The sequence below is a fragment of the uncultured Draconibacterium sp. genome (genome assembly GCF_913060805.1).
Lineage (GTDB): Bacteria > Bacteroidota > Bacteroidia > Bacteroidales > Prolixibacteraceae > Draconibacterium.
This window is the reverse complement of the sequence record NZ_CAJXTC010000012.1, coordinates 15,913-42,847: the sequence shown is the minus strand read 5'-3', so window position 1 is coordinate 42,847 and position 26,935 is coordinate 15,913. Positions and strand designations below refer to the sequence as shown.

Here is a 26,935-nt window from a genome sequence, read left to right as displayed (position 1 = left end):
TAATAATTAAGACGTTATAATCTAAATGGATACTTTTACATTTTGAGTCTCATTATCAACAAGATTATGATGTATTTTTCTTTCCAACTTTACTAACTCTATCCTTAATTCTTTTAATTCACCTTCTTTTCTCCAGGCACTATTCACAACTTCTTCCAAAACCGGAATATCTTTTCCCGCATTCTCCATATACTTTTTATGGTTATCAATTAAATACGGAATCCGTTCTATGGCCCTCATAAAACTACTGCTTGCCAACTTTGGATCTTTGGCAATATGACCGTTGTTGTGTGTATATCTTAATCCGCTCTTTCCCTCAACGAAAAACCGGTTTTCTTTGAAATCAAATCCATCTTTCATACTCGCTTCGGTTTTTACCAGGATCAAAAAGCCATACAAACTTCCTATTTTTCGGAACTCATTATCTGTTCTGATCGACTCGCTAATCTCATTAAGTCTGGCTCCTACAAGTTTAGGATTTGAACCATTCAATCCGTCAATTCTTATCGCATTAATAATATTTCCCGACTCATCCTTTTGAAGAGCACCATTAAATACCGTCCAATCAGTCTGCATTTTTGTAATTATTCCCTGATGCGATTCAATACTCTGATGAATATCTTCCAGTCGAAAACGCGCTGTTGACTTACTTCTATTAAAAGCTTGTCGTTCACTTTCCAATGCTGCGATACGTTTCTCCAATTTTGCCTTTTCCAATAAATCGGTATTTCCTGAAAGAATGGCCACATACTCTGAAAAGTTCATGCCTGACTTTTCATCAAGGCTTCCTTCATCAATGGTGCGTTTACCAAGGTTATTGGTTTTCAGCTGCTGAATAAAAAGTTGTTTATTATGGAGCAAATTAAACTTGTAAGAATCCAAACTCTTTTCAACGGCATAAATAATGACATCCACCTTATTATCGGCGACTAGCTTGGCAATTTCGTTTCCTTTGCGGATTGCCCTACCCTCCCGCTGTTCCAAATCCGATGGTCGCCATGGAGAATCCAGATGATGCAGTGCCACTGCCCTTTTCTGTGCATTTACACCTGTTCCCAACATATCGGTCGATCCAAATAGTACACGAATCCGCCCCTCGTTCATCGCTGCAATGAGCGTCTTCCTGGCTTTTTCTGTTTTTGCTTCCTGAATAAATCGTATTTCATGTGCCGGAATATGATAATCTTCAACCAGTTTTCTTTTTATTTCGCTGTAAGGAGTCCATTCTCCTGGTTTGTACGTTCCCAGATCGGAGAACACAAACTGCGTACCTTTATATTCATCGAACTTCTTGTAATAGGAATGTATCTGCGCTGCACAGTGAGATGCCTTATTGTCAATATGGTCATCGTAATGCGGGCTGATCATCCGCATATCCAGAGACATTTTCCGGGCATAGTTGGTCGCAATCAACATTTTTGCCTTTTCTTCTCTTTCCGATAAAGGTGGTCTGCCTAATAAAGTCGCATCTCCATTTTTTGCAAAAGCTACCAGTTTTTTAATAAAATCTTCCTGTTGCGGAGTTGGTGGTATATTGTATAGTATTTCATTCTTTACCGGCCGGTCAATGCCAATATCCTTAGCTGTTCGGTAATCGGTAATTTCATTATAAAACGCTGCCAGTTCTGGTACTTTTATAAAATACCTGAATCGTTCTTTCTGGACAATTTCATTGGTTACTGAAAATTCATAGTCAGTGGTTTTTTTTGCATAAACGGCAGCCCAGGCATCAAAGGTTTTTATCTGCTGGCGTTCCAATTCTTTTGGACGGAGGTATTTAAACAGCAAAAACAATTCTGTCAACGAATTTGAAATAGTTGTTCCCGACAAAAAAGTTGCACCCAGATCTTTCCCGGTTCGTTCCTGTATAGTTCGAATGGCAAACAACATGTTTAAAGCACGCTGACTTCCCTGAGGGTTTCCCATTCCTGCCACCCGGTCATGACGGGTATTAAACATCAGATTTTTAAAACGGTGGCTTTCATCAATAAAAAGATGATCAATGCCCATCATCTTAAAATCGATCACATTGTCTTTTCTGTTTTCAATGTCATGGGCAATTGTTTTCAGTTTGACCTCAAGGTTTTGTTGACGCTTCAATAATCCCTTTAACATTCCCCGAGAGACTTCGCCTCCTTGTCTTTTTACTACCTCAAGGTTTTCTTCAACACTATCCAACTCTGCCTGTAGGATTTGCTTTTGCACTTCAGGAGATTGAGGTATCATTCCAAATTGGTCGTGCGTAAGAATAATAGCATCCCATGAATTGTTTTTAATGTCGTTAAAAATCTTGACTCGTTTTGACGGCGTAAAATCCTGTTTGCCCGGATAAAGCAATTTTGCATAGGGATATGCCGTCCGAAAAGTTTGTGCGATTTCGTGGATATTGGCTTTTAATCCAACAATCATAGGTTTATTGGCTAGTTTCAGTCGTTTCATTTCATAAGCACCGCAACACATTATTAATGTTTTCCCGGCTCCAACTTCGTGATCACAAATACCGCCTCCGTTTTGTTTTAACATCCATACGGCATCTTTCTGACTGTTGTACAAACCTTCTATACCCAGTGCCTTTAAATCGAGATTCGGGAAAATTTGATGCGAACCATCGTAATTTGGTCGCACATAACAATTGAAAGTATTGTTATACAAATGGCTTAAATCCTGTTTAAATTCCGATTTCTGTTCGTTTAGCCAATCTGTAAATCCATTTCTTATCTCGTCAATCTTACTGTTGGCTAATTGGATGGCTTCGCTGTCTTTAACTTTTACTTCTTTGTCGCCAACCATTATTCGTTTGGTAATGTTGGGAGTAGTATTCACTAAAGCATGCTTTAACAGGGCTATTCCATCGTAGGTGCGACTCTGCGACCTTACGGCATACTTTTCGTAAATATTTGCATTTGTAAACTGGTTTTTCACTGAGAATTCATCTACCGATGGCGAATAATGAATATCAACCACTGTTTTAAACAAGTGACTGGCGTACTGTCCATAGATGTGTGCCGGTATCCAACGCTCACCAAAATTAAAATCAAGTTCATCAAAGGCAATAGGTTTTGGAATTGCATTTTGCAATGCTTTAAGCGACTCCTGTGAGGCTTCATCATTGGGATGAGTTTTCAGATAGGCTTCTATCTTTTGTGCTTTCTCAACAACATTCCCGGCAACAAAACGGTCTGCAACTTCATAGTTTTTTATAAGCGGGTTGTAATAAATCCGCCCGTGTAGCTCGTCAACCATTTCCTCTCTGCTCTTTCCATCCAGGAGGGATAACATGTAATCGGTTTGTACTTCTCCGAATTTATTTAATGATGCGGCCAGCGCTTCTTCCGGTGTGTCCACCTGATCCAGTTCATTGGCATTAAAAGCAACAGGCTGTGTAAAAATATCTGCTTTGACCAGTTCTCCATTCACCCCTCGTTCCAATGCCAAAACCTCGTTGGCGAACGGATCCATTTTTATTAACCCAAGATTTTTAGGATCGTTTAACTGACCGTAATTTCGTACAAACTCATCGTAATGTTTGTTAAGCAGTTGACGGCTGCCTTTATCTTCCTGTTGCGTATCGGCTTCAATTTGATAAAGCTTTTGATAGACATCTCGGAGATGTATAAATAAAAATGCTTTGGTTTCCTGCTGAGAACTTAAATGCAGACGTTTAAAAGTCCCCCCATTTTCATTCCATTCCTTTAGGTAACCTAACTGATTATTGTCTTTTACCAACGAACCTTTTTTATAATGTGCCGGTAACTCTCCGGAATAATTTCTTTCATTTGGCAGTGTGGGGATTTTGCTATTTTTTATCGTTCCATTTACTTTTCCGGGGGTAGCAAACAGGTTTAATTGTTTGCTTTTTGTTTTTTGCTGTTTGCGCCGTTTGATACTATTTGTCTGTATTCGTTCTTCCTGACTGAAACCAAAAAGATCGTATAGGTTTAAGGGAGTTTGTTCTTTCGATAATTCTCTGGATGGACTTTTCTTTGAAAAACCAACCGCCGTTTTGTTATTATTCACTTTCTGAAATAATTCAAGATTAAGTCTTGTCCTTAAGTCGGAATCCAACATCTTTTTCAGATCGGATGCAATTCCGGGAATTCCGCCTTCATGAATAAATATCTGCGCCGGTTTTCCATAGGGATCTGTATCGATATATCCTTTGGTATGAACTACTCGCTGGAGGTCGTTGAAATAAGTATTATTATAAACTCCACTGGAAAATTTTTCACTTTGTACAAAAGCCTGTTCCTGTTGAGTTTGTTTTCCTTTTTGATTGTCTTTTTGCAGGATTACAAGATCGCTTCCAACTTCTGTTCCTGCATAATCCTTAAAAAGGTTGTTGGGTAAACGGATAGCCGAAATCAGATGAGTATTCTCCATTAAGCGCCTGCGAATTGGTTCGTTTTTGGGTGAGTTCATTACTCCCTGTGAGGTAATAAAAGCCAGGACTCCTCCATCTTTTAATGCATCAACGCCTTTCAGAAAAAAGTAGTTATGAATACTTCTGCTCGCCTGTTGTTTAACCCTGTCAGGGCTTTTCAAATAGGAAATATCAAATGCGGCCACGTCGCCAAAGGGGATATTGGAGGAAACCACATTCAAATAATTATTGTAACTGCTTTCAATTTCCTCAAAACCATTGATTTGTATTTTATCGCCAGGATAGAGTTGGCTCAGAATTTTTCCTGTTAGCAAATCCTTTTCAAAGCCTATTGTTGTTTGAAACTCGTTTTGTTTTTTGAATGCGGAGATAAATTCGCCTAAACCGGCAGAAGGATCAAGGAATCGGGATACTTCAAGTTGGTTGTTTTTAAATGCTTCTGATATTGTATTGACAATTTCAGGAGGAGTATAAAAAGCGCTTAGGATGGAATTTTTCAGACTATTTGTGTATAGCTTGTATTGTTGCGCTGTTTTTGAATTTCTCTTTAAAACATCATGTAATTCCACAACGGCAGGAAACAATCCCACTTCGGAATCAGGCCACCGGTCAATATCCGACAGATTTTCAATCGGATTAAGAATACATTTTAAAGCCCCGAAACCGGAATATTGTTTCAGGGCTTTTGTTTCTTCTGCTGTCGGTTTCCGATTTTCTTTCTCCAATCGAAAGCAAACCTTAATGGCTTCAATATTTGCTCGCAGGTGCTGTTCTTTATTAAAGCTCATGTTCTTCCAGCCAGATTTCGATAGCTCCTGTCAGCTCGGTGTACAAATCGTTGAACTCAGAGCTAAAAGCAAACTCATCATTTAGCCTGTATTTTTCAAAAACCGGAACTACTTCCGGCAAAAACCGAACGGCAAACTCTTTGGCTTCTTCCAATGGGATTATTCCCGGAAACTCATTCCAGATAATGGTTACAAGCGTATCGTGTTTTGAAAAGTGAAGCCCTTTGTACAATTCTTTATGTGCCAGTTCTTCAGCTTCCTGGTGGTTGTGCCCGTTTTTAACGGCCTGCGAATAGCATTCTGCCGCAAGATCACTACGGGTATTAAGAAGATCGTTATCGTCTGTTAACTCAGGATGACTTTCGTATAAAAAGTGAAGTAATGACAATTTAAACCATGAGAGTTCTTTAGGTGTTGTTTTCATGACTTTGAAATTTGAATTTTAAAATGTTTTGAATTGAAGAGGGAAAAATAAGCGCCCGTAGTTTATCCGAACGCTTTGATAAAAAGGAAATTCTATTGATTTGAGTTTTACATGGAGTGCGATTTGGCCCGGCTTCGTTTTGTGGTTTGCTGACGTTCTGACGGATTCACCTGATCCTTTTTCAGCGGTTCTTTTACGTCTTTGGTCGCCTCATTGGTTTTTCCTTCAGAATTAACCGCTACCTGGGTTTTGCTCTTGTTATCCGGAATTACTTCTGCTCCTTTGGTTTGGGCTTTATCAGGATTCCATTTGTAAAAATCCAGCTTACCTTTTTCGTCGTTGACCTTTATGTAAGCATTAAACTCCTCGCCTTTTTTGTCTTTCATTCCGGCAACATAAATGGTTTCCCGCTTTTCCAGTTTCTGTTGCTGGTCCTCAGTTAGTTCCTTTCCCAGAAGAGAATTGGGAATACGCACTTGTTTTTGTTCGTTTTTGTTTTGCCCTTGCTGCTGCTGATTATCAAATCGGAAACCTATACCTCGTTTATCGGCATCGATTTGCAGGTGAGCATTAAACTCTTTTCCACTACGGGCAGTCATGCCTTCCACGTAAATTGAGCGTCCTTCGGCCAGCTCTTTCCTTTGGTTTTCATCGAGCTTCGCGCCTTTAATTTCATCGGGAATTTTTATTTTATCAGCTCGCGCGGCAACAAGTTCGTTGGTGAGTTTATCAATGGATAAAAATACCGGTGTGCTCTCTCCCTCTTTATACTGTGGATGCACAATTCTTCCGGCATTTCCGGTTTTCAGCAGGTTTTGTTTGTCCTCGTCAGTTAAGGTGACACCAAAATACGGACGGTCGAGTTCGGGATTGTTGCGAACGGCATGAACGGCCAGTTTAAAATCTCCATTTTCGTCCTGACGCAAGGCCAACCGTGCATCGGTTCGGATGTTCAGGTTATCGGTTTTAATGGTGATCGGAATCAAACCTGGCGACTTCTGGTAGTTTAACATGGGCTCAAGATTTTTTGTGTTTTTTAGAAAATCTTTTGAGACACCCAACATTTCCAATTGCGACCAGTCAACTTTGTTCTCATCAATCAGATTGGGCCGTTTCTCCTGAGATTGTTCTTTCGAAAAGTCACCGGGTTTTACCTCATGCTTCTCCAGCATCTCTTTGTTGGACGGGGTTTCCGGTTTCTTTAACATCTTTTCCAGAACGGTTGCTGTCTTCTCCACCAGGTTGGCCTGTACCTTGTAAAACTGAAAATCGGTAGGATTTTTATACTGTCGGTTAAAATTGGTAAAGAAATTCTCCAGCGGATTGCTGTGCCTGTCGATTTTTAAGAAACCACCTGCATTGGCTTGTTTGGGAGCCTCTGTTTTTAGTTGGCCTTTTGCATCAAAACCACTTACGGCTTTTAGTTTTGCTTCGTTTTTTTCTTTAACCAGTAATACTTCCTGGTCATTGTTTTTTTGTTCCATGATACATTTCTTTTAATGATTTAAAAGCGAATGTATCGTTGATTGGGCTGTTTATTATAAGGCTGGCAGCATTTGGCTTTGGTTGGGTGGAGGTGGCGTAATTCGTCAAATCTATTTTATCGAGAGAAGTGCAAATTATTTTGTTTGAACTAAATTGATACAAACCGGAAGCTTACAATTCCACATTACCGGATTATCAATATTAATTTGATTAAGTGGTAGTCGATTTTAGAATGGAAGCAAGTGGGAGTGTCGGGGAAACGTCGGGGAAAACGTCGGGGAAAATTCTGTATTAAGTGTTTAGAAACTATCCTCCAATCCATTGTCAGGAACAAAATAAGCGTAAATATCCTTTCGTTTTAGCAGCGACAACAACATATTTTTATCGCCTCCTATTACAAGTTTGCCAATTTTAACCCCGCAATAATACACATCTTCGCCATCGTGTTTAAAACTCTGTACACGTTCTACATTATCGTAATCCCTGGCAGTTGACTCACGATCTAACAGCTTTTCCAGTAAATCGAATACCAACATATTTTGGGCTTCTGCAAAACGGCTGGCTATATGCGCCATGGTAAAAGGTTTGATGTTTTTTAAAACTACTTCACGGCGTAGTTGTGGAATTTTGTTTTTGGGTTGATACATGTTGCTATTTTTTGTATTCCTGTATTAGCTTACATTTTTCTAATTCTTGTAAATCATATTTATAATGTTCGCAACAATATGTTGTTATTAGATAAGTATAACGATGTAATAATCCGTAGTCGGCGTACCTCCAAACCCCGCCCTGCAATTTGCACTGTGTTAACAACAGGCTTTTATTCGATTTCTTCAATCTTAAATCCTAATTTTCTTCCTAAATCCACGATGCTATCGATATTACCTTTTCCCCATTGTGTAGAAACAACGAATTTTACATTATCTGAACTTTTTAAAATTTCGTCTTTACCTGTGAAATGTCTTTTGTCGGATTTATTTGCATATTTTGTCTCAACGTAGTCAAGTCTGTTAATTACGCCAATTGAACCTTGAAAATCATCCCTAAAAATGTTTTTTAAGCTCATAAAATCCGTTGGTTTATTTCTTAAATACGCTCGAACCAATTCCAAAACAAACCTATTTTTCCCAAGTTTTTGTCCTGTTCCGTTAATTATGTATTTTGTTTTGTCCCTTGAACTATTAGTTACAGGTTTTTCAAAAATTCTGGATTGCAATTCTGGTCGTCCAATTATTTCCTGATTTTGATTTGAAATATTTATTGAAATTTCATTTAAAACAGTGTCAATTAGCTCGCTGTCGTATTGATTTAAAAAGTCTTGCTTAATCAATTTTTTCACTTCATTTTCGTAGTTCGTTGACAAGATTTTTTGCGCCAATATTTTTTTGTCAGCTCGGCGATTTATTTTTTTGAGCGAGTTTGTCGTGAATAACTTCAATGATTCAGTACTGAAACTTTCCTTGCTAAATAACTCAACGAATTTAACTCCTTTGGGATTATCTTTTTCAAATAAAATCGTTTCGAGTAAAACAGGGTCGTCGTGGTTTGCCAAATCACCGTCATAAAACATTTGAATTACTTGACCAATTAAAATTCCATACTCAAGTTTTAGTTGACGCATATATGAAAATAATTGTTGTTGAAAATTAGTATTTAAAGGAAGACTTGGTTGTTTAATCTCAATTACAAACACGTTTCTTTTTTCCGATGAATTAATTACAAAATCTGGTGTAATTCTGTTTGATGCTCCGATTTGAAATGACGGTCGGATTTGAATATCCCCCAAATATTCTTTCCAATCTAAAACTCTCAATGCTTGAATTACATTTTTCTCAAAATCACTTTCACTCATGTCAGACCGAATATTATCGGATAACAAAAAGCAGATTTCATTCCATTTCTCATTATTCATCTTTGTCGTCCTTTATTAAGTTTGTTGTTAACGTCCATTCTATATTCGAGAGGATTTTCGTGTGCGTCTCTGTCCGGGTACGGACGAGAGATGGAGCGGAAATCCGCTGCTGGCATACCAATGCCTACGAAATACCATATGCAATTTTTAAAGCCCGTTATTTTATGTCAAGCAAATTACGAATTAATTTTTGTCTTATTCGCTGATATATAGTCTTTAAGTTTTGCTTGGACACATAAAATTTAATTGTTCTACCTGCCAGCTTCGGATTGTCAAATAAAACATCTGCTGATTGTGTTAAGATAATTAAAGAATTGTCTTTGTCTGTAGGAAATCCATCGATGTATTCTTCAAGCTGTGTTATTGAATGAGGCAGAAATAACGGTTGTTCTGAAGCAGCTTTATCTATCTCCTTTATTTCATCAAGCAACTGTTGTGAAGTCAAAGAATGAAAAGAGTAAGGATTCACTTTAATTTCATTCGGTGTCATTACTACATCATTAATCCTATAGGATAAAACTCCTTCCACATCAATTTTCTCGGTGTCTGACCATCCAGATAGTTCTCCTAAGCAAAACCATTCAAGCTCTTTTAAATTATACTTTCTTGCTAATTTTAAAGATTCAGCTATCTGTTCGGATAGTGGAAGCAATTTTGTAGTCGTTCTTGCTATTATCTCAGCGATTTCGTCATTAATGTTTACATGAGATATCTGAGAAGGAATGCTGTCAAGCCATCTACTTATCTGTATTATTTCTCTACCTGTCGCCTCTGAATTTGACGAGTTTCTTCTGCAATAAACTTTGCCTGTTTCCAATCCTTTCATTTTTACTGTCGGAAAAATTGGTTCTTCATATTTTCGAATCGGTATCTCAATTATGCCGAACGTTTTATCATTAACTTTTTTAGTATAGTAACAAAAATGAGGAATTGGCGTAACCTTGTTTTTAATTTTTTCTTGCAATATAGCATCATCTACATGCATATTGATTCCAATTAAATCCTTTTCTCCGTTTTGATTTTCTCCAACACCCAAAATGATGTAAGCAGATTCTGTTCTAATCGTATTACAAAAGCTGATAATGTCTTTTATGAATTTTGAATGGTTAGCCTCATTTGATTTTCTCAAAATATCGTACTGTTCTCTCTTGAAATCCAAAATGTCTGATTCTGGTTTTAATAATATTTCATCAAATTCTTGGTCTGTCATTTTAGTAGTATGCTTGAAATTTCAGTTGGCTATAACGGTCACCGAAATCCGCGGTTCGAACACCACCAATAACGCCATGAAATTTCGACGTGGTTATGTCCTAGTTTTTTATTTATTTATTATCGAGTCAATATCATAAACTATTGGATTCTTTATTTTTGAAGGACTTTCATCGCCTAGATAGACAGTATAAAAATTAAAAATCAGTCCATCGTAATTTATTGATGTTTTTCCATTTTTGAATATGAAATACTTCGTCGTAAAAATGATTAAGTAAACAGTTTTTTGAAGATTTGGATAAGCATTAAGTCTTTTAGAATAAATGTTACTTTGAATAAATGCAGATTTCATTTTTTCTAATTCTAATTTCAAATCAATATTTGATTTTGTCCATCCAATCTGCTTGTATTCAATCAAAAATGCACTCGACTCATTTGTTATCAAAGTATCAATACGTGCGTTTTTCAATTGAACTTCTGAAAGAGGAAAATATCCCTTGTCAAATAAATACATTTCAAACTCTTTCTGTAACTGCTTTTCACCATTAGGATAATCGGAAGCTTTTCGGTAACTCTCCATAAATGCAATGAAATTTCGAATCGTTCTTTCGATTGAAAATCCCTCATCTAGTTTTTGCATTATGTGACTTTGAATTTTTTTACAATCACTTAAATACAATTCGTCTTTTTCTAAATCTGTACCGGAAACAATTAAGTTTTCAAAGATTCCTTCATTGGCGCTAGAGGGTTGATGTAAAGGATTGACTGCATTGAATAAGTGATTTAGTCTAATTGCACTATTTGCTCCGATATACTCTTTTTGAAATCCATTTAAGTGTTCCAAAACAAATAATTCTTGTCTGCAATTATTAAATTGAGTTGCAATTGTCATTAAATCGGATTCTGGAAAATGATTCTCCCAACGTTTAAAGATTGTGACAATAATCTCATAAGTTTCATTTACAAATGATAATTTCTTTGAGGAAATAAATTCAGGTATTTTTTCAATTCTTTCCAAAAGCTTAGTTGCATCAATAGTCATTGAATCGTTGAATGGATTTTTCCAACCATCATTACATTCAATTACAAATTTTTCAAAGTCTTGGTGATCACGAGTTAACTGGGAAATTTGTTTTAGAAGCTGGATGGTTTTTTTAATTGAATTGATATAGTCATTTGATAAATCTAGCGTATCGTTGTAATTAAGTAATTCTTCAAATAAAGTCCGAGACAAGTAATTGTTTTTTATAAAATGAATAAAAAAAGCAATTTCAGTTCTAAAATTTATGTTAGCCTTTTCTTTCCTTTTTTCGTCTTTTGCTCTAAGAACAATCTGATATGAATCAGATATATTTTCAATCCTAGAGTTTAAGTTCTGTATGAGAATTTTATGTGCTGTCATCTTTTATTCAAAATTTGGCATAACTAGGAAGCTTCGTCACCAGGTAATGTTATTTTCATTATCTCAAAGCTAAAGGTAATGTTATTCCTCCAAATCGGGGGGATAACATTACTTATTATGTTACTGTTTATTTTTATTGTTAGTTCCGGGCTTTAGCCCCAAGACCTTACCTTATACGTTTTTCCGAAAATCAAACATTGGTCACACCTCTATAACTCACTGATTATAGGCTCCCTGCAACCGTGCAACTGGCCAGTAAACTTTGTGAATGGCTTGCCGCAGCGCTGCAAATAACAAAAATTTTTTCTTAGCCCCCTCCTGCAACCGTGCAACAGGCCTCCAATTTATGTTAGACCCTCCATGCAGCTGTGTAAGTACGAATAATTTTTGTGGCACCTCTCTCGCAGTATTGCAACAGGCAAAAAATTATTCTGAAAACCCCTATGCAGTTTTGCAGCAGGGTAAAATTCTTGTGGGACCAGAGTAGGACAACTACAGTGAACAAACAAACCATGTGGCACATTGTCCGTATTTTTGTGGTGGGTTAAACTCGAAATAGAATTCGTAAGTGCTGGAATACTTTTGATAACAATATCCCATGCCCCGGCATTTCTCAAATCGCATTTTCAATTACACCGCTGCTCATGATTCGCATTTTCCCGGTGGATTGAAATTGCTCAATCGAAAAGCCTCTGGCATCGCACGGCAAAAGAATCCTTTGCATTTTATTCCAGAGATCCATTTGCCTTTTGCCCGCCTCGATAAAATTCAGATTAATGTTCCTGTGCCTACGGGAACTACATTCCGGGAGGTTTATCCGGCCTACCCGGAATACTCCCTGCATTCAGTAACCTCCGGCACCGCACACAAGAGAAAGGCTTTCATTTCCTTTCATTCACCCTGTTCTCACAGACCTCATTTCAGTACATTCAATCCTTACACTTGTCTTTACCTTCCCCTAATTTAGAGTTTTAGCTTACTGACTTTTGAAAAAGTACTTTTATCATTTTACTCAATTTATCGATTCTTCTTTACCGCATTCCAATTTAAGAATGTGCTTTCCGTCCGGCGTTGTTGTTCTGTTGGCAAAATAAAGACCGTGTTTTTGGAGCCTGCAAGTTCAGGCCTGCTGTTTTGCAGAAAATCTCCAACCTCCACTGTCGAATAGTATTTCCTGCAAAAAACTTGCAGGTCCAACACTCCTTTTTTAACCGGGCCACAAAACAACAACGACCGACCCGATGGAAAGACGCATAATCTTAAACGAATGAAATATGGAAAAGAAGAATAGAATTAGATATTTTGAAAACGTAAGTAACGAAAAACAAAACTCCCTCTCCTCCGGAATCCGCATAGGTGAGTTTGGAATTGTTTTTGTGTGGCTCATAACATCACAATTATCAACCTTTTAAAACTACTCAAATGAGAGAGAAAGTTAACAAATTACCGCTCCGATGGATTTTCAGATTCATTGTTATCGTATTGGCTTCCTATATTACCGGATTAAGTTTCTGGTATTGTTTACTGGCCTATATTGCAATTCTGTTCTTGATTGAATTTGCCAAAAATATGATAGTTGTTATTCTTGGCATTGCCATAGTTGTTGCCGTAACTCTTGCCATGTTTTTTGGGTTGATAGCGCTTTAATTGTTCAGAAGAATAGTTTTTACACCTCATAATGCAGGGCCTTATCGCCCTGCTTCTTTTTTCATGAGCCTGTGCGGTTAAAAAGAAGCAAAAAACCGTGAAGAGGTAAAAGTGGAGATAAGGAAACAGCATTAAGATTGATTTTATATCTTATTTTTTGAGATATAATTGTATTTTAGACAACAAAAATTTTATTGTTGTGAATCGCATTAAGGTAGTGCTTGAAGAGAAAGGTATTAAACAAACCTGGCTGGCTGGGAAACTTGGAAAGAGCTACAATATGGTTAACTCCTATGTACAAAACAGACAACAACCACGACTCGAAGTGTTAATGCAAATTGCAGAAATATTAGATGTTGATGTTAAAGACCTGATTGTCTCAAACAAAAGTTAAATATGAATGAGGCAAAAACACGAAAAGAAATTATTGACAACCGTTTAAAACAGGCGGGCTGGATTGTTAGTGACCGGTCTCAGGTGATAGAAGAATTTGACATCATCGTTGATAAGGACCTGGCAAAGGAATCTTCGACTCCTTATAACGGGCATCAATTCAGCGATTATGTTTTACTTGGTAGAGACGGCCAACCATTGGCGGTTGTAGAAGCTAAAAAAACATCGGTTGATGCAGCAACCGGCCGGGAACAGGCTAAACAATATTGCTACAATATAGTAAATGCACAGGGAGGTGAACTTCCTTTTTGTTTTTATACCAACGGACTTGATATTTTCTTTTGGGATTTGGAAAACTATCCGCCAAAGAAGGTATATGGATTTCCTTCCCGCGATGATTTGGAGCGATTCTTATATGTTCGCAAATCAAGAAAGGCATTGGCAGGAGAGCTAATCAATACAAAAATTGCCGGACGTGATTACCAGATCCGATCTATCCGCGCCGTGATGGAAGCCATTGAAAAACGGAGACGAAAGTTTTTGTTGGTTATGGCAACAGGTACCGGAAAAACAAGAACATGTATTGCTTTAACCGATACTTTAATGCGCGCCGGATGGGCAGAAAGGGTTTTATTCCTGGTTGACAGGATTGCACTTCGCGACCAGGCTTTGGAAGCTTTCAAAGAACATTTACCCAACGAGCCCCGTTGGCCAAAACAGGGAGAAAAGGAAATTGCAACCGACAGGCGGATTTATGTTTCAACTTATCCGACCATGCTGAACATTATAAGGGATGAGAAAAAAACACTTTCGCCGCATTTTTTCGACTTGGTTGTAATTGACGAAAGCCACCGAAGCATTTACAATACCTATCAGGAAATATTGGATTATTTCAATACAATAACGCTTGGATTAACAGCCACTCCAACCGATGTTATCGATCACAATACGTTTGAAATATTTGAGTGTGAGGATGGCGTTCCAACATTCGCCTATTCTTATGAAGAGGCAGTAAATCATATACCGCCATATTTGTGCAATTTTCAGGTAATGAAAATTAAAACCAAATTTCAGGACGAAGGAATAAACAAACGTACGATCTCATTAGAAGACCAGCAAAAACTAATTATAGAGGGCAAGGAAATTGAAGAAATAAATTATGAAGGTACCGACCTTGAAAAAAAGGTAATCAACAGGGGAACAAATGCCCTGATTGTTCGTGAATTTATGGAAGAATGTATCAAAGATGCCAATGGAGTTTTGCCCGGAAAAACGATATTCTTTTGTATCAGTAAAGCGCATGCCCGGCGGATTGAAGAGATATTTGATTCACTTTATCCGGAATACAAGGGGGAGTTGGCTAAGGTTCTGGTCAGTGAAGACCCGAGAGTTTACGGCAAGGGCGGATTGCTGGACCAATTTAAACACAATGATATGCCTCGTGTAGCCATTAGTGTGGATATGCTGGACACTGGAATTGATGTTCAGGAACTGGTCAATCTTGTATTTACGAAACCCGTCTATAGTTATACAAAATTCTGGCAAATGATAGGCCGGGGAACGCGCTTGCTTGAGCCCGGTAAACTGAAACAATGGTGTGTGGAAAAGGATGATTTTCTTATTCTTGACTGTTGGGATAATTTCGAATATTTTAAATTAAATCCGAAAGGGAAAGAACCCAAACAGCAAATTCCGTTACCAGTTCGGTTGTTTGGTACCAGGTTGAGTAAAATAGAGGAAGCTCAAAACCAAAACGAAAAAGAAATTGCGGGAAAAGAGATTGTAAAGCTAAGAATGCAGGTTGAAACACTTCCTAAAAACTCGGTTGTTATAATTGACGCACAGAACGATTTGCAACGTTTGACAGATGAAAATTTCTGGAATAACCTTACTGTTGATAAAGTTGAATTTCTGGATTCAGTTGTAAAACCATTGTTCCGTACTGTTTCCGATTCCGATTTTAAAGCCATGCGGTTCGAAAAAGACATTGTTGAAGTTTCCCTTGCTCGTTTGCAAAAGGATGAAGAAAAATACGAAACCATCAGGGAAAGTATCGTTGAAGAAATTGGCGAATTGCCTTTGAGTGTGAACATTGTAGCCAAACAACAGGAATTGATTCAAAAAGCACAATCCAATCATTTTTGGGCAACGATTAACGAGGATAAGTTTGATGAGTTGATTGAAAAAATTGCTCCTTTAATGAAATATCGCGAATCGGTTATTACATTGCCGCCGGCCAAATTTAACCTGAAGGACATTGTTTCAGAAAAGGAGAAAGTTGAGTTTGGCCCTCAACATGAAGCTTTAAGCGTAGCAAAATACCGCGAACTGGTAGAGCAAAAAATAAATGAGTTGGTTTCGTTCAACCCGCTATTGCAAAAACTGAAACAGGGGGTGGAAATTACCCCCGAAGAAGCCGAACAATTGGCCGAAGATTTACACAACGAGCATCCGCACATTACAATTGAATTGCTACGGAAAGTGTATGACCACCGTAAAGCCCAGCTGGTACAGTTTGTCAAACATATTTTAGGAATCGAACTGCTTGAAACATTTTCGGAGACGGTCACAAAGGCTTTCGATGATTTTATAAACCACCACACGTATTTAACCAGCCGTCAATTACAGTTTTTGGATTTATTAAAGAACTTTGTCCTGGAGAAAGGGGAAATTACCAAACGAAACCTTATCGAATCACCGTTTACAATGATCCATCCCGAAGGAGTACGGGGTATTTTTACCGCAAAAGAAATTGACGAAATAATTGAATTAACGAATAAAGTACTGGCTGCATAATGGCAAAGAAAAAAATATTCATAAGTAGTGTTCAACGGGAATTTGAAGCTGAGCGAAAAGTTCTGTACGATTATATTTATGCCGATCCTTTATTAGGTAGATTTTTCGAACCATTTATATTTGAAGCTCTTCCCGCTATTGACCAAAGGGTGGATAATGTGTATTTACGTGAAGTGGAAAACAGTACCATTTACCTGGGATTATTCGGGAAAGAATACGGCTTTGAAAATCATGATGGCATATCTCCAACAGAACTGGAATTTAATCATGCAACCCGGCATCATCTCACCCGCCTGATATTTATATCATCCCACCCGAACAACGAACGGCATCCTAAAGAATTGGCTTTAATCGAAAAAGCCCAGGGAGTTGTTGTGCGAAAGAAAATTGCGGGAACAGACGACCTTAAAGCATCGGTTTATGCGGCGTTGGTACGTTATCTTGTTGAAAAGGAAATTATTCGCTCCGGTCCCTTTGATGCATCAGTAAATGAAAAGGCCGATTTGAATGATATCGATACTGAAAAAATCAAATGGTTCGTCAGGCTTGCCCGTGAAAAAAGAGGCTTTGCCTTGCAGGAAACTGATTCAGTTGAAAAAATACTGACCCATTTAAATCTTTTCGAAAATAACAAACCTGTAAATGCGGCTTTATTGTTGTTTGGAAAACAACCTCAGCGTTTTTTTATCAGTTCCGAAGTAAGATGTGTTGTTTTTCGCGGGACAACAATGGAAAAGCCAATTCCATCGTATAAAGTGTATAAAGGAACTGCTTTTGAACTCGTTGATCAAACGGTAGAATTTATTCTGTCGAAACTGGATTATAGTGTGGGAACCCGCCAAACAGATGTTCAGGCTCCCGGCGCCTATGAAATTCCCAAGGATGTAATTGCCGAGGCTGTTGTAAATGCCATTGCACACCGCGATTATACAAATAACGGTAGTGTTCAGGTTATGCTGTTTCGCGACAGGCTCGAAATCTGGAATCCCGGTTCTTTACCCATGGGATGGACGGTGGAAAAACTTAAACAGTTGCATAGTTCGGTACCTGCAAATCCGTTAATGGCTGAACCGTTGTATTTAACCGCTTATATCGAACGATTGGGGACCGGTACTTCCGATATGGTCAGCCAATCAAAAACGGCAGGATTAAAGGAACCGCAATTCATACAAGCTGAAGAATTCAGGACTGTATTATACCGCCCTTCGTATTTGCAGACTACCGAACAAGTACCGGATAAGCACCGGACAAGTAACGAGGAACTACCGCAGGAGTACCGCAGGACCTCCGTAGAAGTTCGGAATTTAATTGCGGTACTGGAAAATGAAATGAACCGCCAGGAGTTACAGGACAAGTTGGAACTTAAACACGAAGGGAATTTCAGGAATATTTATCTGGTACCTGCTTTACATGAAGGTTGGGTAGAAATGAAGTACCCGCAAAAAAACCATCCAAAACAAAAATACCGCCTTACCGAAAAAGGTTTGGCGTTGCAAAAATTACTTCGAAACGAAAAATAATCATGCTTCAGAATAACAGCACATTAAAATCATTAATCGACCGTCTTTGGCAAAACTTCTGGGAAGGTGGTATTGCCAATCCGCTTACTGCAATCGAGCAGATTACCTATTTGCTTTTTATGAAACGCCTCGACGATTTGGAGGCCAAACGCGAGCGCGATGCCGATTTTACCGGCGAAGCATACAACTCCCGCTTTAAAGGCGAATTTACCATTCCCGGAACAACCGAAACCATTGATAAAAACGAATTACGCTGGAGCGTGTTTAAACACAAACCGGCCGATGAAATGCTGTTGCATGTACAAACCAAAGTCTTTCCTTTTATGAAAGGCTTGAACGGCGAAACATCCGCTTTTACAAAGCACATGGAAAACGCCGTTTTTATTATGCCCAAAGCCAGTTTGTTGGTTTCGGCCATTCATGTTATTGAAGATATTTTCAAAGAGATTGAACGCGATGCCACCGAAGGCGGACAAGCGTTTCAGGATATACAGGGCGATGTTTATGAAATGCTCTTAAACGAAATTGCCACTGCCGGAAAGAACGGGCAATTTCGCACTCCCCGGCACATTATTAAATTAATGGCCGAACTGCTTGCGCCACAATTAGGGCAGCGCATTGCCGACCCGGCATGTGGTACCGGAGGTTTCCTTTTAGGCGCTTACCAGTACATATTGAGCGACCTGGTTCGTAAAAAAGAACCATCAAAACTGGTAACAGACGAAGATGGTTTTGAACGTGCCGCCATTAGCGCCGTTTTAACCCGTGAAGTGAAGGAAATTCTCGACCAGAGTTTTTCGGGTTACGACATTGATACCACCATGGTTCGCCTGGGAATGATGAACCTGATGATGCACGGCATTGACGAACCCTTGATTGATTACAAAGACACGCTAAGCAAAAGCTACAACGAAACCGGCATGTACGACATAATCATGGCCAATCCGCCATTTACAGGTAATATCGATAAGGGCGACATTAATGAAAGCCTGCAACTACCCACCACCAAAACCGAGCTGCTTTTTGTGGAGCGTATTTTTCACATGCTGAAAATGGGAGGAACAGCCGCCGTAATTGTTCCACAGGGCGTTTTGTTTGGTAGCGGAAAAGCTTTTAAAGCTTTGCGCCAATCGTTAATTGAAAAAGCGGAACTAAAAGCTGTTATCGCCATGCCAAGCGGAGTATTTAAACCTTACGCCGGAGTAGCAACTGCCATTTTGTTGTTTACCAAAGGAGGTGAAACAGATAAAGTATGGTTTTATGGAATGGGAAACGATGGTTACAGCCTCGACGACAAACGCAACAAAATTACCGACAGCGATTTGCAGGATATTGTAGACCAATTTAAAAAACGTGTCAGCCTGAGCGAAGTCGAAGGCGACAGGAAAGGGAAGCACTTTTTTGTTCCCAAAGCCGAAATTGAAGACAATGGCTACGACCTGAGTTTTAGCAAGTACAAAGAAGAAGTGTACGAAGAAGTAGTTTACGAAAAACCCGATGTAATTATTGGGAAACTCGAAAACATAGAGAGTGAGATTGGAAAAGGATTAGCGGAATTGAAAGGTTTGATGTAATGAAGTTTGAACAATTAGGAAATATTGCTGAAGTAATTGCGGGTCAGTCTCCACCCTCTTCAACATACAATAAAGATGGTAACGGAATTCCGTTTTTTCAAGGCAAAGCAGATTATGGCAAGATTCATCCGGTCGTAAGAACTTGGTGCTCAAATCCAACAAAAATTTCGTTGCCAAATGATATTTTAATTTCAGTGAGGGCTCCCGTTGGTCCTGTAAACATAAACAATACAGAAGCATGTATTGGTCGCGGCCTAAGTGCAATTAGGGTGAAAGAAAACTTTTGTATGCAATATGTTTTTAGCTTTTTAAAAGCTAATGAAATTAAAATTGCAAATCTTGGTGTGGGATCAACTTTTAAAGCCATTACACAAAAAGATTTAAGAAATTTGATTATTCCAACACCAGATTATCAAACCCAACTCAACATCGCCAATATCCTTTCCAAAGCCGAAAGCCTCATCGCCAAACGCAAAGAAAGCATCCGCCTGTTGGATGAATATTTAAAATCGGTGTTTTTGGAGATGTTTGGAGACCCAGGGATTAATAATAGGAAATGGGAAACAAGAAAAGTAAAGGAACTTTCGTTGAGGTTTTCTGATGGTCCATTTGGATCAAACCTTAAAACAGAGCATTATTCGGATAAAGGAATTCAAGTAATTCGTTTACAAAATATTGGGATTAACAACTTTATTGAAGATGATGTAAAGTATGTCGATGAATTTCACTACGAAAATGTATTGTTTAAATATTCATGTTATCCGAATGATGTGGTTATAGCAACAATGGGAGCACCGAATATTAGGGCTTGTATTATTCCAAAACATATTAAAATATCAGTGAATAAAGCTGATTGTGTAGTTTTTAGACCCAATCATAAATTTGTAAATCAGTTTTATATATCGTATTTATTTAACCAAGAAGGCTTTTTACATTTAGCATCGTCATTTATACATGGACAAACAAGAGCAAGGATTTCATCCGGTCAAATTGCGAAAATTGAGGTTCCTGTACCTCCTCTCAAACTCCAAACCAAATTTGCCCAAATCGTAGAAAAAACCGAAGCGCTTAAAGCCCACTACCAACAAAGCTTACAGGAGCTGGAAAATTTGTATGGAAGTTTAAGTCAAAAAGCTTTTAAGGGCGAGCTGAGTATAAAAGATGAGAGTTTGCCAAGTCATGCTGAGCGTAGTCGAAGTGTGGCTGCAGAGCCTGAAATGGGATACACGTTAAAACCCAATCTGAAAGAAAAAGAATGCTCTAAGCCTGAAAGGGCAATATTGGCAGCCTACATTCTTAACTTTTATGCAAAACAAAATATTGGGCGCGTTCACCTAATGAAACTATTGCATTTAACCGAATACCATTGCCAAATTAATATTCACTCTAATTTCGTACAAAAGGCAGCAGGGCCGTACGATTCCGGGTTAATCAAAGACATCGAACAATATTTTATCAAATACAAACTATATAGTGTTACTCAGGATAACACAGAAAAACGAAAAGTCCACTATACTCCGATTTCGCCCGACAGTGCAATTTCAGAATTGTTCTGCGAGAATTTTCAGGACGAAACATTACGGATAAATCAATTATTGGAGAAATTTAGAAATTGGAGTATGGTTGATTGCGAAGTAGCTTCAACGCTTTATGCTGTATGGAACAACCGGATTTTAAGCCATCAAGCTGTTGATTATTCTGCAATAAAACAGGATTTTCTGAAATGGAGTCCACGTAAAAAATCAATCATCAACAAGTTTGACAGCGTTTATAACTGGATGTGCGAAAATAAAGTTATCCCTGTTGGATATGGAGGAATAATTCTGAAAGTGGCTTAATGGTTCTACTTTTAACATCAACACCATTGAGTTAACCACAAAACATTCAACACATTGCAGAAAGCAAAGGTGGCAACTTCAAATGTTTGTAAAACATCTTTAACAAATTCTTACGATAATGATTGATCCCTTAATTTTAATCGCAAAAATACAGGAGTAGCATGGACAAACAACAAGGTTAAATCCGCTGGATTTGATTCAGAATCTTCCTTTTAGTTCCTAAAACGAAAAGCGTATTCCGAATCAAAACCTTGCCTGAAGTCCCTGCTATCCTGTGAATGGTAAGCAATAAAATTATTGTTTAACAATTTAAAGCTTACTGTTATGAAAATTGATTATTTCAAAGTTTCCGAGATTAAAGTGTCTTATACTGACAAAGTAAAAGCATCAGAAAGACCTCAAATTGGCGCATCAAAAGATGCGGCTCAAATTTTCAAACACGTTTTTAAAGACTGTATTCAGCACCATGAAGAGTTTTATGTAATGCTGTTGAATCGTGGCAACAAAGTTCTTGGTGTATCCTGTATTTCAAAAGGTGGAATCTCCGGGACCGTTGTCGATGTAAAAATAATTTTGCAGCTGGCATTAAAAGCAAATGCATCTTCATTGATTGTTTCTCATAATCATCCGAGTGGTAACCTTACAGCAAGTGCGGCTGATGTAAAAATTACCGAAAAACTTAAAAACGCATGTCAGTTGATTGATTTAAGTCTTTTGGATCATCTGATTGTTACAGATGAAAGCTATCTGAGTTTTGCGGATGATGGATTGTTATAAATCCATTTCATGAAATGAAAACAAGGGCTACCCGATGTGGGTAGCCCTTGTTTTTTATGCTGATTTCTGACTTATATTTTCCCAACATTTCTGGCTTTTACCAAATCCTTGTTCTTTACAATAAAACGCTGGTGCCTCCCACCATTCTTCTCAAACAGCTCAACCACCAACTCCTTTTTGTCCGGGATCGTAAATGATTCGAAAACAAAAACAGTTGCTTCAGTAGAATTTCCATCAAGAGTCGTCAGGTTATTAAAGGCACGAACCGGTTTTATAACCGTCTCCTGAATGGCTGTTCTTTTGGCCACTTTCTTGTCTATTATCTTGAACGTGAGAAAATCAATTTCAAAAGGGATATCGGAAGTGTTTTCAAGCTCTGTACGAAAGTAGATCAAACCGTTCTGGCTGTACAGGCCGGTTAATGCAAAACCAATTCCAAATTGTTTGCTAGAGATATTTTTGATTTGCTTCTTCCTGGTCCCGTAAATTTTCTTCATAGCCAATTGGATGTTCTGTGGCGTATTGTTTCCAAGTTCAGCAAGTTGTATCTCCAGCGAGTTGTCTGGCTGGTTTCCCAGTTTGGACTCATGCAGGAAGTCCTTCATTTCAATGTTCAACTTCGCAGGATTTTCGGCATAGTTGACAATAAACGAATAAAAACTGCCCTCGTCGGTTATCACCGAAAAGTTGGTTTCATCTGTAAAATTCTTTACTGAAGCTTTTACCCGGACCACATTTCCTGCACCATCGGCTTTGCCCGCGATGATACTCGATGAACCAAGATCGATATAGCTTATGGCTGCCGGGAATAGAATATGGACCGTTTTATTGTAGGTTACTTCAATGTTGTAGGATGAAATGACCCTGTCTTTAGAGATGACTTTGCTAAATTGGTTCTGAGCAAAAAGTGAAAAATTGCTAAGTAGTATTATCGCGAATAGTATTTGTTTCATGACGAATGATTTAAAATGAATGAATTGTAATTTATTTGACGGGCATCAGCAATATTCGGTGCCCTGCTTTTAGGGTAACTTTTGTGGTTCGAAGTTTTTTGGAAACATACTGCGATGTCCCTTGTATAAAACTTCGCCCCACATCAGCAGCCAGTTGTTCGCCTGCAGTTGTACCCTGGTTTATACTAATGCTTGTCCCGGCATCGCGTCCCATGGTGGCGGTAATTTCCTTTAAAGCACTAACCTCAACCGAACCGGGAATAAACAAACCAGGCTGTCCGTCGGTGTCGTAAGCGGTGAGTTGTACCGGAATGATATTTCCGTTTTTTTCCAGCGAATTGATAAAAATATATAAGCGCTCTCCCTGTATCCGGGCAATACCTGTAATCAAGGCATTCTTTTGAAAATGGAGTCCTCCGGTTTCAATGGCTTCAAGTAATCGTAGCTGAACATTTTGTCCGTTAACCAGTTTTTGTGTGCTGTTTACACAGGCATTAATGGTATTACGTTCTGTAGTTTCCTGCTTGTCTCCTGCCGATATGAAAGAATAGTTTCGGGGCTTTGAGACTTGCTTTAGAAATACAGAATCAGAAACCGTTTGTTGTAATGCAGTTGTTGTGCCTTTTGTTGAGACCTGAACTGGCCTGACTATCTTCTCATCTGTTTGCAGGTTGGCCGGTTGGTCAGTTGTAGGAACAGTTGTTCCTGGTTGTGCTGGCGCATTGTTCGGCATATATTTGGCTGCCATCTGGTATGATTTTTCCATCAACAGTAATTGTTCATCTATGCTGTTGTCTTCCTGTTTTTCTGCCAGTTGTTGCTTCAATGCTTCAAGCTCTGCTTTTAGTTTTTCAGTTTCAGGATTCGCCTTTGGTTTTTCGTAAAAGCTGCCCAAAGTATTGTTAATATTGTTGTAAGCAGAAGCGGAATGCAGAATTGCCCGTTTTGGTTGCTCACTTCCCGAATATTTTTCTGACAAGCTTGTTTCAGCTTTAGCGGAGGAAAGCAAATCGAATTTGGCTGGCTCATCCTTTTGAATCATTGACGAGAAATCATCCAGCGAGCGCACCGGCTTTTGCTGAAAAAGTGCAGCCTGCTCGAAAGCGTTGATTTTATCCATCAACAGATTTTCGTCCTGCGGAAGTGGGATCTCTGTATTCAAACCAATTACTGTTTTGTTTTCCTCTTTGTCCGATGGCTTAAATATCAGCCACAGACTTGCCCCAAAAACAAGGAACATCAAAGTAAATACCGCATATTTCTTAAGCATCTGCTTTTGCACCGGTTTCAGGAGTGTTTTATTGTTTTTGTCCATCTGCTAAATCTTTTAAATGATTAATGATACTGTCTTGTGATAAGTCAAGTGGGGTGATGGGTTCAATCTGAAACAGGTCTTTTACTTTCGGATCCCGGAACGAATCCCAAAGAGCAAAAGCGAACAGAAGTGTAAACAAAACGCACATCCCTAAAACCACCATTCTTCGTTTTTTCTCAGGAATTCTGTCACAACTCCCTTTTAGTTTTTCACTGCTAAGCCGTTTGAACTCCGAAAATCTGTTCTGCATGGAACTACCTTGTGATCGTTTGAATATTGTTGTTCTGTATTACCTCGAAGTTCTCCACCGTAAAACCATGTGGGTTATTATCGCTGCGAACCGAGTTGATAAGACTGCACTTTGTCACCAGGTATCGTTCCGTGATATTGCTTTCGCGAATAATTACCTGTCGGGCATAGGTAGATGCCGTATAAGGATAGTTCATAAAATCAACAAGCACACTATCTACTTGTACCGTTTGATTGATATTCCCCGAAATAATCCGGTTGAAATAACCTTTTTCAAGCAGATCTTTGTAATAGGTATACACGCTTTTATCTGCCAGAAACATGGCCCGGTTGATGTTTGACTCAATGGCATTCTTATCTGGAGAAAGCGTAAAAAACAGCTCATGAAAACGCCGTATATGTTCCCGCGCCTCTACCGGCCGATTTTGTGCCAAATCCTGGGACAAAGCAAGGATCAAGGATTTTCCCTTGTCAAGAACATAGATCTTTTGCCGTTGTTGTTCTGCAAAGCTGTAGGCGCTAAACACCGAATATCCGGTAATGCCAGCGCAGAGCAGTATAAACACCATCCCGAAAAAACGGATCTGCCTGAAACTTGTTTCTATATTTTTTAATGATTTAAATTCCATAATTCTTTTGTGATTAATTTTTCATTAGTTTTCCTGTCATATTTCCGGCTGATGCACCGGCAACGCCTGCAGCCATTGACGCAGTTTTTCCTGCCGACGATGTTACATTCTTACCGTAATTTCCCATACCACCAGCCATAATGATCCATCCGGCAACAGTTGGAATAGTAAAATACCCGATGATGCCAATAATCATAAATACAATGTAAACGCCGTTTGAAGCTTCGACCGAATACGTAGCATCGGCCTGTAGTTTATCAATATCGGCTTGTAACATCAGCACCTGGATACGGGCAAGGATGGAGCTAAACAAATCGGAAACCGGTAACCAGAGGTACACCGAAATATACCGAGAGAACCATTGCGTCATGGTGGACTGAAAGCCATCATAAATACTGATAGCAAAGGCAATCGGACCAAGTATCGAGAGTACAATCAGAAAAAAGGTGCGGATGGTATCAATAACCAATGCCGCTGCCTGAAACAACAATTCCAGAATTTCCCGAAAGAAATCGCGGATATTCTTTTTCATGTTGTACAAGCTACGCTCGATGTACATTCCGGACATAGTTGCCAGATCCGACGGACTCCAGCCCAGTTCTTCCAGTTGCTTGTCAAATTCCTCATTACTGACCAGGTAAGCGGTTTCCGGATTTCGTTTCATGGCTTCTACCTCCAGTTCCTCTTTTAAATCGCGGTACTTTTCCATATCAAAGGTCTGTGCTTCCAGCATCTGGTTGGTGCCGACAACAATGGGGCTAAGCACCACGTTGATCGTCCCCAACACAAAACCGGGGAAAAACATGATACAGAGACCAATGGCAAAGGGACGCAAGAGCGGGTAAACATCAATGGGCTCGGTGCGCGACAGCGACTGCCACACACGCGAAGCCACGTAGAACAATGCCCCCAATCCGGCAATACCTTTTGCCACACCTGCCATGGTGCTGCACAAGGGTGTCATCTCTAGGTAGAGGCTGCGTAAGATCTGATGTAGGTTATCAAAATCCATTACCAGTATCTTTCGCTTGAATCACCATACAGTGCCAGCATCCTTTCGGTATCGCCTTTCTTTTGCGCCCTCAGGTACGAAACGGCAATGTTCTTATTGGTATAATAGCTTACCAAATTCCGGTAATGTTTTACTGAATCGTAAACACTGTCTATCACATCCATTCGCTCTTTGTCGGTCAGCGATAGTGTACTGGCATTTACAATGCCTTTCAGATCATTCAGCAGGTAGGCGCTTTCTTCCAGAAGTTTGGTATAGCCAAAAGCAATTGCCCCCAGCTCTTCCAGCGAATAGTTTTCATCCTGCAACATCCGCTGATAGGCGTTTATATAGATGTCGGTAATTTCTCCAACCATTAAAATGGTTTGTTGGACTTTTCGGGCATCTTTTACCAGGTTGTTTACGGCCTTTAGTGCATCGTAATAGGCTTTGCCCTGTTCATAGACCTTTTTTACTTCCTGGAAGTTTTTGATCACATTGGAAACGGTACTGGAGGTTTGGATAATCTCCTTGGCCGAATTAGCAATACTTGTTGCTGTATTAATCGGATCGTTTACCACCCACTGGGCTTTCAGGTTTAACGAACCAAATATGATCAACAGCCAGGCTATAATTAATTTTGTTTTCATGT

The 26,935-nt window shown here is 38.9% G+C and carries 20 protein-coding genes; 7 read left to right on the top strand and 13 right to left on the bottom strand.

The window, feature by feature from the left end; all coding sequences use genetic code 11:
- Positions 1-21: 21 nt before the first annotated feature.
- From QZ576_RS09225 to QZ576_RS09195, 7 genes are all read right to left on the bottom strand, one after another.
- The gene (locus QZ576_RS09225; RefSeq protein ID WP_297096343.1) at positions 22-5,169 is read right to left on the bottom strand and encodes an N-6 DNA methylase; all 5,148 of its coding nucleotides are present in this window, start codon (positions 5,167-5,169) and stop codon (positions 22-24) included.
- Positions 5,159-5,593, bottom strand: coding sequence for a DUF1896 family protein (locus tag QZ576_RS09220; RefSeq protein ID WP_045029378.1), 435 nt, complete (start codon positions 5,591-5,593; stop codon positions 5,159-5,161). The genes QZ576_RS09225 and QZ576_RS09220 overlap by 11 nt, the downstream gene beginning before the upstream one ends.
- Positions 5,594-5,700: 107 nt before the next feature.
- On the bottom strand, positions 5,701-7,077 hold the full coding sequence (locus QZ576_RS09215) for a DUF3945 domain-containing protein (protein WP_297096338.1): 1,377 nt from the start codon (positions 7,075-7,077) through the stop codon (positions 5,701-5,703).
- A gap of 300 nt (positions 7,078-7,377) precedes the next feature.
- Positions 7,378-7,725 carry a hypothetical protein gene (locus QZ576_RS09210; protein ID WP_297096336.1) on the bottom strand — a complete coding sequence of 116 codons (348 nt, stop codon included), beginning with the start codon at positions 7,723-7,725 and terminating at the stop codon, positions 7,378-7,380.
- Between the two features lie 173 nt (positions 7,726-7,898).
- Positions 7,899-8,990: a type I restriction enzyme HsdR N-terminal domain-containing protein gene (locus tag QZ576_RS09205; protein ID WP_297096335.1), complete on the bottom strand. Its 1,092-nt coding sequence runs from the start codon at positions 8,988-8,990 to the stop codon at positions 7,899-7,901.
- A 157-nt stretch (positions 8,991-9,147) separates the two neighbouring features.
- Positions 9,148-10,200 carry a helix-turn-helix domain-containing protein gene (locus QZ576_RS09200; RefSeq protein WP_297096333.1) on the bottom strand — a complete coding sequence of 351 codons (1,053 nt, stop codon included), beginning with the start codon at positions 10,198-10,200 and terminating at the stop codon, positions 9,148-9,150.
- 108 nt (positions 10,201-10,308) lie between these two features.
- Positions 10,309-11,601 (bottom strand): hypothetical protein, encoded by a 1,293-nt coding sequence (locus QZ576_RS09195; RefSeq protein ID WP_297096331.1) that lies wholly within the window; start codon positions 11,599-11,601, stop codon positions 10,309-10,311.
- A gap of 1,422 nt (positions 11,602-13,023) precedes the next feature.
- On the opposite strand from QZ576_RS09195, the gene QZ576_RS09190 reads away from it, so the two are divergent.
- The 7 genes from QZ576_RS09190 (at position 13,024) to QZ576_RS09160 (ending at position 22,146) form a co-directional block, all read left to right on the top strand.
- Positions 13,024-13,248: a hypothetical protein gene (locus tag QZ576_RS09190; RefSeq protein WP_297096329.1), complete on the top strand. Its 225-nt coding sequence runs from the start codon at positions 13,024-13,026 to the stop codon at positions 13,246-13,248.
- A 199-nt stretch (positions 13,249-13,447) separates the two neighbouring features.
- Entirely contained in the window at positions 13,448-13,642 is a 195-nt protein-coding gene (locus QZ576_RS09185) for a helix-turn-helix transcriptional regulator (RefSeq protein ID WP_297096328.1), read from the top strand.
- 2 nt (positions 13,643-13,644) lie between these two features.
- Entirely contained in the window at positions 13,645-16,437 is a 2,793-nt protein-coding gene (locus QZ576_RS09180; RefSeq protein WP_297096326.1) for a DEAD/DEAH box helicase family protein, read from the top strand.
- Complete coding sequence (locus QZ576_RS09175; RefSeq protein ID WP_297096324.1) at positions 16,437-17,957, top strand: Fic family protein; 1,521 nt, start codon at positions 16,437-16,439, stop codon at positions 17,955-17,957. Before QZ576_RS09180 ends, QZ576_RS09175 begins: the two co-directional genes overlap by 1 nt.
- Positions 17,958-17,959: 2 nt before the next feature.
- Positions 17,960-19,531 carry a type I restriction-modification system subunit M gene (locus QZ576_RS09170; RefSeq protein WP_297096322.1) on the top strand — a complete coding sequence of 524 codons (1,572 nt, stop codon included), beginning with the start codon at positions 17,960-17,962 and terminating at the stop codon, positions 19,529-19,531.
- Positions 19,531-21,369 (top strand): restriction endonuclease subunit S, encoded by a 1,839-nt coding sequence (locus tag QZ576_RS09165; protein WP_297096320.1) that lies wholly within the window; start codon positions 19,531-19,533, stop codon positions 21,367-21,369. The genes QZ576_RS09170 and QZ576_RS09165 overlap by 1 nt, the downstream gene beginning before the upstream one ends.
- Before the next feature lie 324 nt (positions 21,370-21,693).
- Positions 21,694-22,146: a RadC family protein gene (locus QZ576_RS09160; RefSeq protein WP_297096318.1), complete on the top strand. Its 453-nt coding sequence runs from the start codon at positions 21,694-21,696 to the stop codon at positions 22,144-22,146.
- Between the two features lie 71 nt (positions 22,147-22,217).
- Here QZ576_RS09160 and traN read toward each other — a convergent pair whose 3' ends face one another.
- Genes traN through QZ576_RS09130 form a run of 6 tightly spaced genes read right to left on the bottom strand, consistent with a single transcriptional unit; the run spans position 22,218 to position 26,933 of the window.
- Positions 22,218-23,099: a conjugative transposon protein TraN gene (gene traN / locus QZ576_RS09155; RefSeq protein ID WP_297096317.1), complete on the bottom strand. Its 882-nt coding sequence runs from the start codon at positions 23,097-23,099 to the stop codon at positions 22,218-22,220.
- Positions 23,100-23,130: 31 nt separating this feature from the next.
- Positions 23,131-24,414 (bottom strand): conjugative transposon protein TraM, encoded by a 1,284-nt coding sequence (gene traM / locus QZ576_RS09150; protein WP_297096315.1) that lies wholly within the window; start codon positions 24,412-24,414, stop codon positions 23,131-23,133.
- Positions 24,398-24,664: a TraL conjugative transposon family protein gene (locus QZ576_RS09145; RefSeq protein WP_297096314.1), complete on the bottom strand. Its 267-nt coding sequence runs from the start codon at positions 24,662-24,664 to the stop codon at positions 24,398-24,400. The genes traM and QZ576_RS09145 overlap by 17 nt, the downstream gene beginning before the upstream one ends.
- A gap of 4 nt (positions 24,665-24,668) precedes the next feature.
- Entirely contained in the window at positions 24,669-25,292 is a 624-nt protein-coding gene (traK, locus tag QZ576_RS09140; protein ID WP_297096312.1) for a conjugative transposon protein TraK, read from the bottom strand.
- Positions 25,293-25,305: 13 nt separating this feature from the next.
- Complete coding sequence (gene traJ / locus QZ576_RS09135; protein ID WP_297096310.1) at positions 25,306-26,304, bottom strand: conjugative transposon protein TraJ; 999 nt, start codon at positions 26,302-26,304, stop codon at positions 25,306-25,308.
- Complete coding sequence (locus QZ576_RS09130) at positions 26,304-26,933, bottom strand: DUF4141 domain-containing protein (RefSeq protein WP_297096308.1); 630 nt, start codon at positions 26,931-26,933, stop codon at positions 26,304-26,306. Before QZ576_RS09130 ends, traJ begins: the two co-directional genes overlap by 1 nt.
- Positions 26,934-26,935: the final 2 nt, after the last annotated feature.

Bases quoted from the DNA above. Each gene is read 5' to 3' on its own strand.
- QZ576_RS09225 (WP_297096343.1), bottom strand. From the start codon at position 5,169: ATGAGCTTTAATAAAGAACAGCACCTGCGAGCAAATATTGAAGCCATT.
- QZ576_RS09220 (WP_045029378.1), bottom strand. From the start codon at position 5,593: ATGAAAACAACACCTAAAGAACTCTCATGGTTTAAATTGTCATTACTT.
- QZ576_RS09215 (WP_297096338.1), bottom strand. From the start codon at position 7,077: ATGGAACAAAAAAACAATGACCAGGAAGTATTACTGGTTAAAGAAAAA.
- QZ576_RS09210 (WP_297096336.1), bottom strand. From the start codon at position 7,725: ATGTATCAACCCAAAAACAAAATTCCACAACTACGCCGTGAAGTAGTT.
- QZ576_RS09205 (WP_297096335.1), bottom strand. From the start codon at position 8,990: ATGAATAATGAGAAATGGAATGAAATCTGCTTTTTGTTATCCGATAAT.
- QZ576_RS09200 (WP_297096333.1), bottom strand. From the start codon at position 10,200: ATGACAGACCAAGAATTTGATGAAATATTATTAAAACCAGAATCAGAC.
- QZ576_RS09195 (WP_297096331.1), bottom strand. From the start codon at position 11,601: ATGACAGCACATAAAATTCTCATACAGAACTTAAACTCTAGGATTGAA.
- QZ576_RS09190 (WP_297096329.1), top strand. From the start codon at position 13,024: ATGAGAGAGAAAGTTAACAAATTACCGCTCCGATGGATTTTCAGATTC.
- QZ576_RS09180 (WP_297096326.1), top strand. From the start codon at position 13,645: ATGAATGAGGCAAAAACACGAAAAGAAATTATTGACAACCGTTTAAAA.
- QZ576_RS09175 (WP_297096324.1), top strand. From the start codon at position 16,437: ATGGCAAAGAAAAAAATATTCATAAGTAGTGTTCAACGGGAATTTGAA.
- QZ576_RS09170 (WP_297096322.1), top strand. From the start codon at position 17,960: ATGCTTCAGAATAACAGCACATTAAAATCATTAATCGACCGTCTTTGG.
- QZ576_RS09165 (WP_297096320.1), top strand. From the start codon at position 19,531: ATGAAGTTTGAACAATTAGGAAATATTGCTGAAGTAATTGCGGGTCAG.
- QZ576_RS09160 (WP_297096318.1), top strand. From the start codon at position 21,694: ATGAAAATTGATTATTTCAAAGTTTCCGAGATTAAAGTGTCTTATACT.
- traN (WP_297096317.1), bottom strand. From the start codon at position 23,099: ATGAAACAAATACTATTCGCGATAATACTACTTAGCAATTTTTCACTT.
- traM (WP_297096315.1), bottom strand. From the start codon at position 24,414: ATGGACAAAAACAATAAAACACTCCTGAAACCGGTGCAAAAGCAGATG.
- QZ576_RS09145 (WP_297096314.1), bottom strand. From the start codon at position 24,664: ATGCAGAACAGATTTTCGGAGTTCAAACGGCTTAGCAGTGAAAAACTA.
- traK (WP_297096312.1), bottom strand. From the start codon at position 25,292: ATGGAATTTAAATCATTAAAAAATATAGAAACAAGTTTCAGGCAGATC.
- traJ (WP_297096310.1), bottom strand. From the start codon at position 26,304: ATGGATTTTGATAACCTACATCAGATCTTACGCAGCCTCTACCTAGAG.
- QZ576_RS09130 (WP_297096308.1), bottom strand. From the start codon at position 26,933: ATGAAAACAAAATTAATTATAGCCTGGCTGTTGATCATATTTGGTTCG.